The sequence below is a fragment of the Caproiciproducens puteiluti genome, from assembly GCF_052442865.1.
GTDB lineage: Bacteria > Bacillota > Clostridia > Oscillospirales > Acutalibacteraceae > Caproiciproducens.
Genome location: NZ_CP194790.1, coordinates 2,475,549 through 2,491,581 on the forward strand (window position 1 = coordinate 2,475,549; position 16,033 = coordinate 2,491,581).

General features: G+C 50.3%; 16 protein-coding genes and 1 tRNA gene. 13 read left to right on the plus strand and 4 right to left on the minus strand.

Annotated elements, in window-relative coordinates; genetic code table 11:
* Positions 1 to 2: 2 nt before the first annotated feature.
* The 4 genes from ACRQU7_RS12070 to ACRQU7_RS12085 form a co-directional block, all read right to left on the minus strand.
* The gene (locus tag ACRQU7_RS12070; RefSeq protein ID WP_038324779.1) at positions 3 to 665 is read right to left on the minus strand and encodes a methionine ABC transporter permease; all 663 of its coding nucleotides are present in this window, start codon (positions 663 to 665) and stop codon (positions 3 to 5) included.
* Entirely contained in the window at positions 655 to 1,668 is a 1,014-nt protein-coding gene (locus ACRQU7_RS12075) for a methionine ABC transporter ATP-binding protein (RefSeq protein ID WP_038324781.1), read from the minus strand. Before ACRQU7_RS12075 ends, ACRQU7_RS12070 begins: the two co-directional genes overlap by 11 nt.
* A gap of 97 nt (positions 1,669 to 1,765) precedes the next feature.
* Positions 1,766 to 2,428 (minus strand): tRNA (guanosine(46)-N7)-methyltransferase TrmB, encoded by a 663-nt coding sequence (gene trmB, locus ACRQU7_RS12080; protein WP_444641119.1) that lies wholly within the window; start codon positions 2,426 to 2,428, stop codon positions 1,766 to 1,768.
* A 12-nt stretch (positions 2,429 to 2,440) separates the two neighbouring features.
* Complete coding sequence (locus tag ACRQU7_RS12085; protein WP_444641121.1) at positions 2,441 to 2,929, minus strand: YbaK/EbsC family protein; 489 nt, start codon at positions 2,927 to 2,929, stop codon at positions 2,441 to 2,443.
* A gap of 489 nt (positions 2,930 to 3,418) precedes the next feature.
* Between ACRQU7_RS12085 and ACRQU7_RS12090 the strand changes: the two genes are divergently transcribed.
* The 13 genes from ACRQU7_RS12090 to ACRQU7_RS12150 all read left to right on the plus strand — a co-directional run bounded on the left by ACRQU7_RS12090 (position 3,419) and on the right by ACRQU7_RS12150 (position 15,835).
* The gene (locus ACRQU7_RS12090) at positions 3,419 to 5,677 is read left to right on the plus strand and encodes a diguanylate cyclase domain-containing protein (protein WP_444641123.1); all 2,259 of its coding nucleotides are present in this window, start codon (positions 3,419 to 3,421) and stop codon (positions 5,675 to 5,677) included.
* 236 nt (positions 5,678 to 5,913) lie between these two features.
* The gene (locus ACRQU7_RS12095; RefSeq protein WP_038324785.1) at positions 5,914 to 6,963 is read left to right on the plus strand and encodes an FAD:protein FMN transferase; all 1,050 of its coding nucleotides are present in this window, start codon (positions 5,914 to 5,916) and stop codon (positions 6,961 to 6,963) included.
* Positions 6,964 to 7,134: 171 nt separating this feature from the next.
* Positions 7,135 to 8,478, plus strand: coding sequence for an electron transport complex subunit RsxC (gene rsxC / locus ACRQU7_RS12100; RefSeq protein WP_444641126.1), 1,344 nt, complete (start codon positions 7,135 to 7,137; stop codon positions 8,476 to 8,478).
* Entirely contained in the window at positions 8,475 to 9,428 is a 954-nt protein-coding gene (locus tag ACRQU7_RS12105; RefSeq protein WP_038324788.1) for an RnfABCDGE type electron transport complex subunit D, read from the plus strand. Before rsxC ends, ACRQU7_RS12105 begins: the two co-directional genes overlap by 4 nt.
* Complete coding sequence (locus tag ACRQU7_RS12110; protein ID WP_052010635.1) at positions 9,418 to 9,972, plus strand: FMN-binding protein; 555 nt, start codon at positions 9,418 to 9,420, stop codon at positions 9,970 to 9,972. The genes ACRQU7_RS12105 and ACRQU7_RS12110 overlap by 11 nt, the downstream gene beginning before the upstream one ends.
* A gap of 1 nt (position 9,973) precedes the next feature.
* Entirely contained in the window at positions 9,974 to 10,663 is a 690-nt protein-coding gene (gene rsxE, locus ACRQU7_RS12115; protein ID WP_444641128.1) for an electron transport complex subunit RsxE, read from the plus strand.
* Positions 10,660 to 11,268: an RnfABCDGE type electron transport complex subunit A gene (locus ACRQU7_RS12120; RefSeq protein WP_038324790.1), complete on the plus strand. Its 609-nt coding sequence runs from the start codon at positions 10,660 to 10,662 to the stop codon at positions 11,266 to 11,268. The genes rsxE and ACRQU7_RS12120 overlap by 4 nt, the downstream gene beginning before the upstream one ends.
* 11 nt (positions 11,269 to 11,279) lie before the next feature.
* On the plus strand, positions 11,280 to 12,074 hold the full coding sequence (locus ACRQU7_RS12125) for an RnfABCDGE type electron transport complex subunit B (RefSeq protein ID WP_444641130.1): 795 nt from the start codon (positions 11,280 to 11,282) through the stop codon (positions 12,072 to 12,074).
* 123 nt (positions 12,075 to 12,197) lie between these two features.
* A tRNA-Leu gene (locus tag ACRQU7_RS12130) sits at positions 12,198 to 12,284 on the plus strand.
* Between the two features lie 588 nt (positions 12,285 to 12,872).
* Entirely contained in the window at positions 12,873 to 13,982 is a 1,110-nt protein-coding gene (locus ACRQU7_RS12135; RefSeq protein WP_444641132.1) for a helix-turn-helix domain-containing protein, read from the plus strand.
* Between the two features lie 21 nt (positions 13,983 to 14,003).
* Entirely contained in the window at positions 14,004 to 14,564 is a 561-nt protein-coding gene (locus ACRQU7_RS12140) for a CPBP family glutamic-type intramembrane protease (RefSeq protein WP_444641134.1), read from the plus strand.
* A 12-nt stretch (positions 14,565 to 14,576) separates the two neighbouring features.
* A complete protein-coding gene (locus ACRQU7_RS12145) occupies positions 14,577 to 14,942 on the plus strand; it encodes a hypothetical protein (RefSeq protein WP_444641135.1) in 366 nt (121 codons plus the stop codon).
* A gap of 359 nt (positions 14,943 to 15,301) precedes the next feature.
* Positions 15,302 to 15,835, plus strand: a complete 534-nt coding sequence (locus ACRQU7_RS12150) for a hypothetical protein (protein ID WP_444641136.1) — start codon at positions 15,302 to 15,304, stop codon at positions 15,833 to 15,835.
* The last annotated feature ends 198 nt before the right edge of the window (positions 15,836 to 16,033 follow it).

Here is a 16,033-nt window from a genome sequence, read left to right on the forward strand (position 1 = left end):
GTTTAATTTTTTCTTTTGTCGCTCAGTCCGGCCGCCTTCATCCCGATGCCCTGAAGCACCTGAACGATCACAACCAGCAGGATAGTGGCGATCAGCATCATTTCGCCCTGCCAGCGGTAAAGGCCGTAATTGATTGCAATGGTACCCAGCCCGCCGCCGCCGACAACGCCGGCCATGGCGGAATATCCCAGAATGGTAGTCGCCGCAATGGCGCAGCCCACAATCAGGGACGGTCTGGATTCGGGAAGCAGGACCTTCCAGATAATCTGGAAGTCGGACGCGCCCATGGACTGCGCGGCTTCAATAACGCCGATGTCGATCTCTTTGAGCGAAGACTCGACGAGCCTCGCGATAAAGGGCGCCGCCGACAGGGTCAGCGGAACGATGGTCGCCGTGGCGCCGATGGCGCTGCCCGTCACCAGCCTTGTAAACGGAAAGATGGCGATCATCAGAATCAGGAACGGGATGGAACGGGTCAGATTGACGATCACATCCAGCACCTTATACAGAGAAGCGTGCGGGCGGATCCCGTCCTTTGCGCTGGTGAACAGCAGGATTCCCACAGGCAATCCGATAATATAGGCAAAGAGTGTGGAAGTCAGAACCATATACAGGGTTTCACCAATGCCCTGCAGCAGCATGCTCAGCGTCGACTCATCCCACATAACCGTTCACCTCCTCAGCGGACAGACCCTTCGCGCGTACATAGTCAAACATCTTCTGCGCCAGAGCCTCGTCCTGCGGCAGCTGGACCACCATTTGGCCAAATGCCTTGCCGTCTATGTCTTTGGTGTCTGCGTACAGGATATTGACGGGCGCCTTACAGTCGAGGACCATATTCGCAATGATCGGCTCAAAAGAAGAATTTCCATCAAACACAATGCGCATACATCGCTTGCTGATCATTTTATCGGGATGTTTCCCTTCGGGATAGACCAGCTTCTGCGCCGCCGCCGTCTGCGGCCTGTGGAAAATATCCTCCACAGAACCGGACTCGGCAATCCGGCTGTCGTCAATAATGGCGACGCGGTTGCAGATTTCCTCTATTACGCTCATCTGGTGCGTGATAATGACAATGGTGATGCCCATCCGGCGGTTGATATCCTTCAGCAGCGCCAGGATCGACGTGGTGGTGGTGGGGTCAAGGGCGCTGGTGGCTTCGTCGCACAAAAGCACCTTCGGATTGGTCGCAAGCGCGCGGGCAATGGCCACACGCTGTTTCTGGCCGCCGGAAAGCTGGGCGGGATAAGCCCGGGCCCTGTCGGCCAGGCCGACGAGCTCCAGAAGCTCTTTCGCCCTTTTTTTTGCGGATGCCTTGTCAGCGCCGGCCAGCTCCAGAGGAAAACAGATATTCTGCTCCGCCGTGCGCTGCATCAAAAGATTGAACTGCTGGAAAATCATTCCCATGGACCGGCGAACCGTGCGCAGGTCCTTGTCGGAAAGGGCGGACAAGTCGCGCCCGTCGAACAGGACAGTGCCCTCCGACGGTTTTTCCAGCATGTTGATACATCGTACCAACGTGCTCTTACCGGCGCCGCTCATGCCGATAATGCCAAAAATATCGCCTTTTTCAATCGTCAGGTCAATATTGCTCAAAGCCCGCACCTCGGAGTCCTTCGTGTGGAAGGTTTTGCTCAACGATTGAATTTCGATGATCGCCTCGCCCAAGCCGACACCCCCTCAAATAACATTACTAAACATATAGGAATTATAGTGAATATTGCATAATTTGTCAATGCATATTGCAAAAATAAATAAAACAATCTTATTCTCCCGTCCACCGGGCGACAAGCGCCTTGATTTTTATGCCCTTTTCCATGAACATTTTTTCATGTTCGGTCAGCACATTTTCCTGCTGACCGCCGCCGTGCAGATCGTAGGTCACAGACAGAATCGTAAATCCGCTTTCTTCAAAGTACACCAGCGAATCGTCAAAAAGGACGTCGTCATCCGTTTTAAAGTGGATTTCTCCGCCCTTTTCCAGAATCTTCTTGTAATTCTCAAGCTGGCGGGGATAGGTCAGCCGCCGTTTGTGATGCTTGGCCTTCGGCCACGGATTGCAGAAATGAATATAGATTCTCTCCACCGTATCTTCGGCATTCATCACAGTGAGAATCCGCTCAATATCCTGCGCCATCAGCACGACGTTGTCCGGCTCCGCGTTCCGCTCCCGGAACGCCTGTTCAATATTCCGTTTGGCCGGGCCGAGAACGGTATCCTTCAAATCGATGCCCATATAATTGATCTGCGGATTTTGCGGGGCAAGCCCGGCGATAAAAAGGCCCTTACCGCAGCCGAGCTCCAGATAGATGGGCTGCCGCCGCCGGAAAAAGCTGTGCCATTTTCCAATATACTGTGCGGGATCGCGGACAAAAAAGCCGCACGCATCCAGCTCCGGCGCGGCCCATGGTTTATTGCGCATTCTCATGAAGGTAAACCCCTATCCTTTTCCCTGTAGATCCTGCCAGTTTTTGCAGACATCCACCCATTTTACACTTTGGGAAACGCTGAAAAGCTCGTCACAGCTCAGCTCCACACAGGAGCTTGCGCTGCCGCCCGCAGGAAAAATTTTGGAGAAGCGTTTCAGCGAAACGTCGCAGTACACCTTTGCGCAGGGCGGATTTCCAAACGGGCAGACGCCCCCGACCCGGTACCCGGTCAGCTGCTCCACCTCGTCGGGAGCAAGCATTTTCGCCTTTGTGTTGAACTCCGCCTTGAATTTTGCGTTGTCCACCTTGGCGTCTCCCGCAGCGACGACAATCACGCAGCCGCCGTCGCTGTGAAAAGAGATCGATTTTGCAATGCGCGCTTCCTCAACATTCAGCGCCTGTGCGGCCAGTTCCACCGTCGCGCTCGAAACCGAAAACTCGTGCAGGCGTTCTTCCATCCCGTATAACTTTAAATAATCCTTTACTTTCTGAACCGACATCATTTCCTCCGGCTTTCCAAGAATTGATAGTATCTATCTGAGCATGTCGAACATGCAGACTGTCGAAAATCGCAGGATTCCCCTGCTCTATCCTGATAAATTACTGAATTCTTATAGTATAGCATACTGCGTGAAAGTAAAAAGTATTTTTATTCAAATTTGTAATAAGACACAAATTTCAACGGATTATTTTCGCGTTTTATGTATCTGTTTCCCTATGCCGAAAATCCGGGGATTTCCGCTTCCCAACCCGCATTGGCGGTAAGCCGGACATCGCATAATGCCGCCGTCATTTGCATAAAGATTATCACCCGCGAAGCGCAGGGTGTACTCTGAACCCCCTTTTTCCGTTAGATTATTACAATTTATTCTTTATATATAATTATTTTTATGAAAATAAATCATTGTACACGAAAATAAAATAGTGTATATTTTATTTAATGTCATCTGCTGTTTTTTCAATAATGCTATTGGAAAGGACGTGAGCATGTGAAAACAAACCCAAAGCTGAAAACGGTTTTGATTCTTGCCATTTCCTGCTCTGTTCTAACCACTTCCTTCACTGTATTTGCCTTTCAGCTGAAAAAAGATATCCGGAATTTTGTCGATCAGGAAATTGAGGAAAGCGAACAGCAGAATTCCAAGGCATTGTCCGACCAGTTCAGCGAAAAATTTGCGGTTTTAGGCTCTCTGGCGTCTTTTATTGGCAGCAGGGAGGTTCAAAGCGGCCCAATTGTTACAGAAGCGATGCGCTCTTTTGCCAAAAACGGCGCGTTCGTACAGACCGCCATTGCGGATTTGAACGGAGACAGCACTTCGGACAGCGGCGAAAAAAGCAATGTGGCGGAATATGATTTCTTTAAAAAGTCCTTAACTGGTCAAAAAGCAGTCTGCGGCTTTGCTTTTTACGGAAAAAAGAGCCTGCTTTTTTCTGTACCGGTCTATCAAAAAGAAGCCGTAACCGGCGTCCTGATGGGGATTTCCGACACCGGTCCGCTGACGGACGCCCTCAGCACAGCCGTATACGGCGGCTCCGGCTCCCGCCTTCTGCTCGGGCGCGACGGCAGCGTCATTCTTCAGTCGGACACGCCGTTTGACAGCAAAAGCGAAAATCTGTTCTCCTGTCTGCTGAACAGAAGCCAGGGCAATCGGGACAGCATTGACCGCATCCGCGGGATCATGGACCGCTCGGAAAGCGGTGCCGTGGAGTACAGGACCGGCGGTTCTTACGGCTATCTTTACTTTGCTCCCGTTATGGGGACGGACTGGTACCTGGCCGCCTCGGTTCCGGGTGACGCGGTTTTTTCCAGATTCGGGCGTATTCTGCTGCTGTGCGCAATTCCTGTGGCGGGGACCGCGCTGACTTTTCTTCTGCTCGGAACTTACTTTGTCGTTCTGCTGCGTCGGAAAAACGCCGACGTCAGAAAAGGGATTCAGGAGCTGAAAGCGCTGACCGCCAATATTCCCGGCTGCGTACAGCACTGCAAATACGACAGTTCCCTTACGATCGTGTACTGCAGCGACGGCTTTCCGCAGCTGACCGGATATACCACGGAAGAAATCGGGCGGTGCTTTCACAACCGGTTCCTCACCATGATTTATGAGCCCGACCGTGAGGTCGTTCAGCGGAGCATAGACGCCCAACTTCAGAACGGCAGCGTCATCGACGTGCAGTACCGCCTGTTAAGAAAGGACGGCTCCCTGATCTGGATTCTCGACAAGGGACAGCTGATGGCCGAAAGCGGCATGGAGCCCGAGCTTTACTGCCTGCTGACGGACATTACCGGCCAGCGGGAAATCATGCAGGAGCTGGAAATCAGCAATGAGCGCTATCAAATCGTACTGGACCAGTCGGACAGTATGATTTTTGAATACGATATCGTCAACGGGACGGTATCCAACAGCACAAGCGGCCTTTCTGTGTTCGGCGGCGGCAGCGCAATCCGGAACTTTCCTGAAAGTGTGCTGGAAAGCGAAAGGATTCACCCCGACGACCTCGGCCTGTTCCGCTCCATGTTTACCAGCGTCAAAAACGGAGCGCACAGCGCGGAAGGCGAATACCGGCTGAAGGACCAGCAGGGCTCCTATCTCTGGTACAGCATGAAGATCACTACGATTTTTAATCAGAACGGCGAGCCGGTCCGGGCCATCGGACGGATCAGCGACATCACCTGCCAGAAGGAAGCCACCCAAAAGCTGGTGCAGAAAGCGCAGCGCGACGGGCTGACCGGGCTGCTGAACAAATCCGCCACAAAAGCGTATATTGAACAGGCGCTGGCCGGCAACGAGCTTTGCGCACTGTATATCATCGACGTCGATCATTTCAAAGATATCAACGATCACCTTGGCCATATGTTCGGCGACACGGTGCTGGCGGAAATCGGCGGCAAGCTGAAAAAGCTGTTCCGTACCTCCGATGTGGTGGGACGTGTCGGCGGGGATGAATTCATGGTGCTTCTGAAAAGCATCGGCGACCTGTCCCTGGTGGCCGAAAAGGCGGACGCCATTCACCGGAGCCTGCAGCAGACTTTCGAAAACGGGCCGAAACAGTATTCCATCTCCGGCAGCATCGGTATCGCAATTTATCCGAAAGACGGCAGAACCTACGCGGACTTATACAAAAAAGCGGACGCCGCCCTTTACGAAGCGAAGCGCTGCGGCAGAAGCCGGTTTGTCGTTTTTGACAGCCAGCTTGAAACATCCGGGCACATAAACGGCGCACCCGAACAATATGATCCCCCTCAGTAAAAGCCATTGGAAACCACAGGAAGCCAGCTTCCGGCAACTGCGCCGGCGACCGGCTTCCCTTTTCATAAATCACCGAAATCCTTGAAATAACCCCAAATCGTGATATAATTCTATAGCAATTCCATTTCAGTTTGCGAGACAAAGCACGTTCCTCCCCCGCCTTCAGCGGGGAGGAACGCAGTCTTGTTGCAGAATCAACTGGAAATGCTGTAAGCAGTTATGCAAGGGAGGTAACAATGGATAAAAACAAAAAAATTATTCTGACGCTCAGCGTCCTGCTAGCCGCCGTCATCGTCTGTCTGGCCTTCCTCTGGATCAGATTCGGACAGCGCGCGGACAGCTACGAATGTACGAACTTCGCAATGGGAACTTATGTCCAGCAGACCGTTTACGGAAAAAATGCGGAAACGGCGGCAACCGCCGCGGCTAAAAAAATAGGCGAACTGGAAGACCTGATTTCATGGAGAATCGCGGACTCTGATATCGACAAGCTGAATCAGGCTTCCGGTTCCAGTTGGGTCAAGCTCGACGCGAGGACCGTCGCTCTGCTTCAAAAAAGCCTTACCGTCGCTCAGAAGTCCGGCGGAGCCTTTGACCCTACCATCCTGCCGATTACCTCCCTATGGGATTTCGGAGGAGAGAATCAGCGTGTTCCCTCTAAGGCGGAAATCGATACCTATTTAAAATACGTGGACTATAACAATTTAAGAGTAAACGAACAGGATTCCACCGCGTCCCTGAAGCTGCACTACACCGCGGTCGAGCTGGGCGCGATCGGAAAGGGCGCCGCCTGTGACGAAGCAGTCGCCGCCTACCGGCAGGCCGGAGCGGACTGCGGAATCATCGCCGTCGGCGGCAGCGTGGGAGTATTCGGAACCAAGCAAGACAAATCGCCCTGGCGTGTGGCGGTGCGCGATCCCAACAGTTTCGAAACACAGAGCGCTTCCATGGGTACGATTGACCTGGCCTCCGGCTTTGTGTCCACTTCCGGTACATATGAAAAAAATTTTACAGAAAACGGCGTTACCTATCACCATCTTTTAAACCCGAAAACCGGCTATCCGGAAAACAACGGCCTGCTTTCCGTCACAGTGGTCTGTGACAACGGCGCGCTGAGCGACGGGCTCTCCACCGCCTGTTTTGTTTTGGGAAAAGAGAAAGGGACCGCCCTTCTGAAAGAATTCAACGCCGGCGGAATCTTTATCAACAGTGATCATCAGGTATTCGTAACGGATAATCTTGCAAATTGCTTTAAAATTATTCAAAAGAAATATAGTTTGATATAGATTGAGTAAAATTAGAATATCAGAATTTTCTTCTCCTTTTAAGTATGTTCCGGCAGCATTGGTTTTCCCGCGGCACGTCTGTGAACAAACTTTGCAGGCGTGTTTTCTTTATATATCAGAACCGTTTTCCGGTTTGATAGCAGATTGAGTAAATTATATGGAGGAAAAAACATGGAATTGACATTTCCGGCCAGGCCATTCAAAACGCATGGCGGTGCGGACGTTCCCCACCATAAGAACACGGCGCAAATTGAGTCTGCCGTGATGCCGCCTCCGGCGCAGGTGGTGCTGCCCATGCAGCAGCATGCAGGCGCTCCCTGCACCCCGCTTGTAAAAGTTGGCGAAACCGTTTTGGTGGGACAGAAAATTGCAGACAGCGGCGCATTCATCAGCGCTCCGATTCATGCGAGCGTCTCGGGAAGAGTCAGCGCGATCAAAAAAGTCATGCTGCCCGGAGGGCAGTACACCGATGCGGTTGTCATCGACTCCGACGGCCAGATGACCGTTTCCCCGGACGTAAAGCCGCCAGCAACAGAAACACCGGAAGCATTTACGAAAGCGATCCGGGAATCCGGACTGGTGGGGCTTGGCGGCGCGGGGTTTCCGGCGCACGTAAAGCTCAACGTTCCGAAGGATAAAAAGCTTGACACCATGATTGTCAACGCGGCGGAATGTGAGCCGTACATAACAGCGGACAACCGCGAGGCGATTGAAAATTCCTGGGACGTGCTTTCGGGGATTTACGCCGTGGTGGATCTGCTGAAGCTGGAACGCGTGATCATTGCCGTTGAAGACAACAAGCCCGACGTCATTGAGATTCTGAAAAAAATCGCGGACAGCGAGACAAACGATCCGGACGACCGCGTGCGCATTCTTCCTCTGCATGCGCGTTATCCGCAGGGTGCTGAAAAGGTGCTTATCAAGGCCTGTACGGACCGCGAAATCCCGATGGGAAAACTGCCGGCTGACGTGGGCTGCCTCGTAATGAACATTACCTCTGTTGCATTTATTGCCAAATACCTGAAAACTGGGATGCCGCTTGTGACAAAGAGGGTCACCATTGACGGGTCGGCGATCCGGAATCCGCAAAATGTCATTGTCCCGATCGGCACAAAGATCGCCGACATGATTGAATTCTGCGGGGGATACCAGTCGGAACCGAAAAAGCTTTTGATGGGCGGCCCCATGATGGGCCTTGCCCTGGCTAGTGACGGACTGCCCGTTCTCAAGCAGAACAACGGCATCCTCGCGTTCGGGGAAAAGGAAGCCCGGATGAACGCGCCGACCGCCTGCATCCGCTGCGGCCGCTGTGTGGACGGCTGTCCTATGAATCTGATCCCCACGCAGCTTGAAAAATACTCCAATGCCAAGGATGTTGAAAAGCTTCAGGAATACGACGTCATGACCTGCATGGAATGCGGCACCTGTGCTTTCAACTGCCCGGCGGGCAGGCCTCTGGTACAGGCCATCCGGCTCGGCAAGGGACTGGTAAAAGCGGGAGGTAAAAAACAATGACAGAGAAATTGATCGTATCGTCTTCTCCCCATATCAGAAGCGGCGTAACGACCCCAAAAATCATGCTGGACGTTATTTTGGCGCTGACTCCGGCGGCAATCGCTTCCGTGATTATCTTCGGATTCAAGGCCCTCGTGCTTATCCTCTGCTCCGTTGCCTCCTGCGTCCTCAGCGAATATATCTGCAGAAAGGTCATGAAGCGTGAAAATACCATCGGCGACCTGAGCGCCGCAGTAACCGGAATTCTGATTGCGTTTAACGTACCCGTGGGCGTCAGCCCGTTCATTGTCATCTTCGGCGGAGTTGCCGCCATTGTGGTGGTAAAGCAGATGTTCGGCGGAATCGGACAGAATTTTGTAAATCCGGCGCTGACCGCGCGCATCATCCTGATGTCTTCCTTTCCCGCCCAGATGAGCAGCTGGAACACCCCGTTTTATTATCTGCACAGCACCGACGCGATGACCACCGCTTCCCCGCTCGGCATTTTGAAGGAGGGCGCAAGCGGCACCATGCCGACGCTGCTCAATATGCTGGTTGGCGTCCGCGCGGGATGCCTTGGGGAGACCTGTGCAGTGGCGCTGATTCTCGGCGGTATCTATCTGGTGGTGCGCGGGGTCATCAGCCCCGTCATCCCGCTGTGCTATATCGGCTCCGTTGCCGTGATCTCTCTGATCGCGGGAAGGAATGTTCTGTTCGACCTGCTCGCGGGCGGCCTGCTGCTCGGCGCCATCTTCATGGCAACCGATTACGCCACCTCCCCGATCAACCTGAAGGGCAAGATCGTCTTTGCCGTCGGTGCGGGCATCATTACCATGCTGATCCGTATTTTCGGACAGCTTCCGGAGGGTGTGTCCTTCTCCATTATCCTTATGAACCTTCTGGTACCGCATATCGAGCGCTTAACACGTCCTACGGCATTCGGAAAGGAGCGTGTGAAAGTTGAGGATTGACAAAAAAGAGGTGCTCACCCCCGCCCTCACACTGTTTGTGATCTGTCTGGTCACCGCGGTTCTGCTGGCTGGCACAAACCTGATGACGCGCGATAAAATCGTGGAGATCAACAAACAGTCCGAAGCTGCTTCCCGCCAGCTTGTACTTCCTTCCGCGAAGGCTTTTGAGAATTCAAAAGACGGTTCCTACGCCATCGGCAAAGACGGAAACGAGCTTACCGGATATGTGTTTACCACCAAGACAAAAAGCTACGGCGGCGATCTGAAGGTAATGACTGGCATTGACAAGGACGGCAAAATCACCGGCGTTGTCCTGCTGACCATCGGAGATACGCCGGGCCTCGGCCTGAATGCGGAAAAAGAAAGCTTCCGCGATCAGTACAAAAAAGCCGTCCCCGAAAACGGGTTTGAAGTGATTAAATCCGGTACCGCGTCGGATACACAGATCGAGGCGATGACGGGCGCCACCATTACGAGCAAGGCTGTCACCACATGCGTGAACGACGCAATCAAACAATATCAGAAAGTAAAGGGGGGCGAATAAAATGGCGAAAACTCCATGGCAGGAATTCAGCAAAGGTATCATCAAGGAGAATCCCGTTCTTCGCCTTGTGCTTGGTACCTGTGCTACGCTTGCGCTGAGTACCTCCGCAAGCAACGCGATCGGCATGGGCCTTGCCACGACCTTTGTGCTGGTGGGATCGAACACGGTTATTTCCCTGCTGCGCAGGGTCATCCCGGACAAGGTGCGTATCCCCTGCTATATCACGTTGATCGCGGGCTTTGTCACCATTGTGCAGATGCTGATCGAGGCGTATTCCCCGAGCCTGAAAGCGGCGCTCGGAATCTACCTGCCTCTGATCGTTGTCAACTGCATCATTTTGGGCAGGGCCGAAATGTTCGCGAACAAAAATAAAGTCCTTCCGTCCGTTTTGGACGCCCTGGGGATGGGCGTCGGCTTTACCGCCACGCTGCTGGTGATGGGTATCATCCGCGAGCTTCTGGGCGCCGGAACGGTTTTCGGCTTTCCGATTACTGCCGGGTTTGTGTCACCCATTATCATCTTCCTTCTCCCTCCGGGAGGCTTCTTCGTGTTTGGTATGATGATTGCGCTTGCAAACAAATTTGCTACTGAAAAGGGCGCCGAACCGGCTGAGCTGGGCTGCCAGAACTGTCCTCTCTGCGGAAGCTGCTCAATGATGGCTGAAAAAGAAAAGGAGTGTGCGGGAAAATGATCAAGGGATTAGTCGCCATCTTTTTGGCTGCCATACTAACCGAAAACTACATTCTTAATAAATTCCTGGGCATCTGCCCCTTTCTGGGCGTTTCCAAAAAGCTGGACACCGCAACCGGCATGAGCATTGCGGTTACCGTCGTCATGGTGATTTCCACCGCGGTGACATGGCCGATTTATACCTATGTACTGGTTCCGCTCAACCTTGCGTATTTGCAGACAATCGTCTTTATTCTGATTATCGCGGCCCTCGTTCAGTTTATTGAGACGGTACTGAAAAAATACATTCCATCGCTGTACAATGCGCTCGGCATATACCTTCCCCTCATTACCACCAACTGCGCCGTGCTCGGCGTAACCATGCTGGTCATTGAGAAAGGCCAGTCCGACCCGACCTTTGGATTTATCCAGTCGCTTGTAAACGCGTTTGGCTCCGGTATCGGTTTTCTGGTGGCCATGGTCATCTTCGCGGGAGTGCGGGAAAGAATTGAAAACAACGATATTCCGAAATCCCTTCAGGGCTTGCCGATCACACTGGTTGCCGCGTCGCTGACAGCCGTGTCGTTTCTCGGCTTTCAGGGCCTTGTTGACGGCATGCTGGGTTAGGAGATGCAGATATGAATGAAATATTGACTCCGGTCCTGATTGTGGCCGGGATCGGCCTCTTGTCAGGCCTCATCCTTGCGATTGCGTCGATCGTCATGGCCGTGCCCAAGGACGAAAAAGCCGAAGCAATCCGCGACATGCTCCCGGGAGCCAACTGCGGCGCCTGCGGATATTCCGGCTGTGACGGCTACGCAAAGGCGTTGTCCTCGGGCGAGGCGAAACCCGGACTCTGTCCTGTGGGCGGCGCGGCGGTAGCAAAAACTATTTCCGAATACCTTGGCTGCGCCCCGGGTGACGTGGAAGCAAAGGTGGCCTTGGTCCACTGCCTTGGCAGCTATGACAATACGACCGATAAGGTGGAGTACGAAGGAATTGCGACCTGCGCGGGGGCGGCGATCGTCGCCGGCGGCGTGGCAAGCTGTCAGTACGGCTGCATGGGCCTGGGCGACTGTATGAATGCCTGCCAATATGGCGCGATCAGCGTTTGCAACGGTGTTGCCAAAATCGATCCGGTCAAGTGCAGAGGTTGTTCCATGTGTGTAAAAGCCTGCCCGAAACATTTGATTTCGTTTGTCCCCGCAACAAAGCAGGCGGTGGTCCGGTGCAGCAACTGCGACAAGGGCGCCCTGACTGGCAAAGTCTGCAAAGTCGGCTGTATCGGCTGTATGAAATGTGAAAAGACCTGCCAGTACGACGCCATCCATGTCGCAAATTCCCTTGCAGCCGTCGATCCTTCTAAATGTGTCGGCTGCGGCGAGTGCGCCGGCGTTTGCCCAAGGCACTGCATTACCATGTTCGGAGTGTAAACAATAGAACGAAAAACGGGGTGTAACCCGGCCAGCCGGGATGCACCCCAATTTATTCAACTTTCATAAAGGTTTATATTGCTTTTTCTATGAGTTTATTATATAATATAACACGTTGTTCATGCCGGTGTGATGGAATTGGCAGACGTAGTGGACTCAAAATCCACCGGTAGCGATACCGTGCCGGTTCGAGTCCGGCCACCGGCACCATTGCCTTAAAACCTAGCTGTAATGCGGGTTTTAAGGCTTTCTTTATTTCAAAATAGACTTTAAAATTATTCTCAACACCAAATTTCTGTTCAAATAATACGATACAATAACTATAAGCAATTATAGATTTGCCTTAGCGGTAAGCATTGCGATAAACCATATTTTGGGAATAATCAATTAGTAATTAATCAATATTTTAACTAATATTCAGAAGGCAGGCATGTTTTACTCTTTTGTAGTGACTCCAAAAATCGGTAATTGGAAATTAACTAACATATGCTCCGTGCAGTCTCCAATGCGTAACGAGGTAGAAGTAGGATTAGCATGCCATTAATAAAATAAATGTGTTCGGATTTAGCGTGATTATCCACCAAAACAAAAGCAACATGTAAGGATTCAAACCTTCATGTTGCTTTTTTATATAATTTAAGTTGAGTTTATCTGCTGTACTATTTACCCCAGCTAATGCGATATAATAGCAGCTCCGGTCAGAAGTATCTCACAAGTTGATTTATTCAACTTTTATCTACCGCAAATCCATTGATTTTCTTTGAACTATTCACTAATATGTAATCAGAGGTGATTAATGTGAAAGAAATTAATATCGCGAAAGTTCTTGTAAATAAGCGCAAGGAAATGGGCATCACTCAAGATGAGCTTGCAAATTACATTGGAGTATCTAAAGCATCCGTTTCCAAATGGGAAACAGAGCAAAGCTATCCCGATGTTACCTTTCTTCCGCAACTGGCTGCGTACTTTAACATCAGCATTGACCAATTGATGGATTATAAGCCACAGATGACAAAAGAGGATATTCGTAAACTGTACCGAAACCTGTCGGCGGATTTTACGTCAAAACCGTTTGACGAGGTCATGGAAAACTGCCGAAAGATAATTAAAAAATACTATTCCTGTTTTCCATTGCTGCTGCATATGGGGATACTGATGATCAATCACATAGAATTGCTGAAGGACCCCAAAAAATCCGTGTCTGTGATCGAGGAAGCCAAGGCTCTCTTTATCCGGGTCAGAGTGGAATGCGACGATGTATCGATTACCAGACAGGCTTTGTATATGGAGGCTTTATGCAGCCTCATTTCCAATGATCCCAATGCCGTGCTGGAACTGCTGAACGGAACAGTCGCGCCTGCGCTTCCCCCTGAATCGCTTTTGGCTTCCGCCTATCAAATGACGGGGCGCGCCGATGAGGCAAAATCTGTTTTACAGGTTGGAATTTTTCAGAATATCGTTGTCCTGTTCAATTTCTTCCCAGCTTACCTTATGCTATGCGCGGATGTTCCCTCCAAATTTGACGAGGTGCTGCGGCGCTCGCTTGTCTTAGCGGAATCGTTTGACATGAGGCATCTGCATCCCGGCGTCTTGGTCAATTTGTATATTTCCGCCGCGCAGGGATATATTGCGCAGAAAAATCATGATAAGGCGCTTGAGATGCTGCAAAAGTATACTGAGATCGTAACAAGTGATATTTACCCTCTGCACTTGCATGGCGACGCTTTTTTTGACCATATAGAAGGTTGGCTGGATAAGCTCGATCTGGGAACGGATCTTCCCCGGGATGAGAAAACAATCAGGAAAAGCATGTCTGATGTAATCGTGAATAATCCGGTGTTCTCCGTTCTCTCAGATGAACAGAGCTTTCAGAATATCACTGAAGAACTTCAAAATAACTTCAAATAATATCGATAAGAGGGGATAGTTATGATGGAACAGGAAAAATTGGCAGCAAAAAAACGGCTAATTATGTTTGTTACGCTTACAATTGTCATCGCATGGATTTTGTTTTTATTGGTACCAATCTACGGGCTGCTTTACGGAACCGGTGTATCAGTGGTAATCATCGCGTCAGCAATGTTTGCCCCAGCTCTGAGCAGCATATTAACGCGGCTTATCACAAAAGAAGGATTTGGAAATATGTATCTGCGTCCTCACTTCAAGGGGCATGCGAAAGACTATCTGCTTGTGTACTTCGGCCCGACAGTCTTGTTGCTTTTGAGCGGTGCACTTTATTTCCTGATTTTCCCCAGCTCGTTTGACCCGGAACTTACAGCTTTAAAAGGAATGGTAGCTTCAAGCGGCAAGCAGGGGCTTGCCACATCCAATCTGCTGATTGTTCAGGTTTTAATTTTTGTTGTATTAGGACCGATTGTAAATATCATTCCGACCATGGGTGAAGAGCTTGGCTGGAGAGGGTATCTGCTCCCAAAACTGCGCATGTTTTTATCTGACAGGGCCGCGTTAATCATTACAGGGGCAATATGAGGTATCTGGCACTTGCCCGTTATCGTGATGGGTCACAATTACGGAACCAGCTATTGGGGCTATCCTTGGCTCGGTATTATTGCCATGATTGTTTTTTGTGTTATACTTGGCACGATAGAAGGCTATATATCAATCAAACTGCAAAGTGCCATCCCCGCCGCCATGATACATTCGACAGTCAATGCGGGCGCGGCACTGCCGATTCTTCTGATCAAAGGCAGCTATAACACGCTGCTTGGCCCCGCAATCACCGGCATTATCGGCGGTCTTCCGTTTATCGCTTTAGCTGTGATATTGTTAATAACGGAGGGCAATAAAATGTCGTTGCGTGAAAAGGGCGCGCACCAGCGAGAAAATGGGCGACTGGAACAGAAATAAGATTTTCTCGGTTAGCAGCCTGCATCTAGATTGAGCAAATGACACAAAAAGCAGTTCGGCCCTTATGGGCTGGGCTGCTTTTTCGCGTTGATGGCTCCATCCCCCGAACCGCGGTGCAGGTTGGGAGAAACATCTGGAAATCAAATTCTCCGGGATAAATGCAGGGACTCGCGGAACGCGGGTTCAGCGTGCCAACACCCGAGTCCGGCCACCGGCACCAAAATCGCTTCTACAGAAATTGAGTGATCATTCTGTAGGAACGATTTTTATTTTGTGCTATAATTTTGATAGATAACAGAGCACCAAACAGGAATTTATAGTCTAGATTAGTAAGTGTTTTTTGATAATAAGGAGTTAACATGACTATTACAGAGGAGTTTGAATTATATCAAAGAGAATTAAATTTAATACTGATACAGAATCCCATAGAATGCGAGCTCTATTCCGTAATCGCGGCATTGCTTAGGAACAGAGAAAACATGAAAAATTATTCTTTGAGAGATGTATCTGCCCGGCGGAAATCCGCAATTGGCAATAAATTTCTGACTACAGCTGGCTTTCCGGATTTCGCAGTCATGACAATAAAAGAACCAAAAATGATAGGTGTAGTTGAAATAAAGAGATTTGTTGTAAATCTTGACAACGAGGAAACACAAGCAGAAAAGCATCGGTACAGAGAAAATGATACCGAAAATCCACTAGTTGTATTATATACAAATGGCTTGGAATGGCGCTTATATGCAGGTTCGGGTGAATTTGGTGAAATTAAAGATAAGAGAATCTCCCTTGGAAAAGTCAATGAGGGGGACAGGAAAATAGATTGGGAAAATGGCAAATGGAATTCTTTAATAAAATTATTGGAAGGGATTGATTGGACAGGAGCCTCATATTAAAACAAACTAAAAATATAAAATGAATTCCGATTTGCTTATGATTTAATAATGAGGTATAAAGATGTACAAATCCAGTTTATTAACAATCATTTTGTAGGAACGATTTCTATTTTGTGCTATAATTTAATAAATGGTGTATCGATGCCGGAGAGCTAAACAGGGATTTGACGGGCAGTGAATTGTCGATTATTTATATAA

Bases quoted from the DNA above. Each gene is read 5' to 3' on its own strand.
- ACRQU7_RS12070 (WP_038324779.1), bottom strand. From the start codon at position 665: ATGTGGGATGAGTCGACGCTGAGCATGCTGCTGCAGGGCATTGGTGAA.
- trmB (WP_444641119.1), bottom strand. From the start codon at position 2,428: ATGAGAATGCGCAATAAACCATGGGCCGCGCCGGAGCTGGATGCGTGC.
- ACRQU7_RS12085 (WP_444641121.1), bottom strand. From the start codon at position 2,929: ATGTCGGTTCAGAAAGTAAAGGATTATTTAAAGTTATACGGGATGGAA.
- ACRQU7_RS12095 (WP_038324785.1), top strand. From the start codon at position 5,914: ATGGATAAAAACAAAAAAATTATTCTGACGCTCAGCGTCCTGCTAGCC.
- rsxC (WP_444641126.1), top strand. From the start codon at position 7,135: ATGGAATTGACATTTCCGGCCAGGCCATTCAAAACGCATGGCGGTGCG.
- ACRQU7_RS12105 (WP_038324788.1), top strand. From the start codon at position 8,475: ATGACAGAGAAATTGATCGTATCGTCTTCTCCCCATATCAGAAGCGGC.
- rsxE (WP_444641128.1), top strand. From the start codon at position 9,974: ATGGCGAAAACTCCATGGCAGGAATTCAGCAAAGGTATCATCAAGGAG.
- ACRQU7_RS12120 (WP_038324790.1), top strand. From the start codon at position 10,660: ATGATCAAGGGATTAGTCGCCATCTTTTTGGCTGCCATACTAACCGAA.
- ACRQU7_RS12125 (WP_444641130.1), top strand. From the start codon at position 11,280: ATGAATGAAATATTGACTCCGGTCCTGATTGTGGCCGGGATCGGCCTC.
- ACRQU7_RS12140 (WP_444641134.1), top strand. From the start codon at position 14,004: ATGATGGAACAGGAAAAATTGGCAGCAAAAAAACGGCTAATTATGTTT.
- ACRQU7_RS12150 (WP_444641136.1), top strand. From the start codon at position 15,302: ATGACTATTACAGAGGAGTTTGAATTATATCAAAGAGAATTAAATTTA.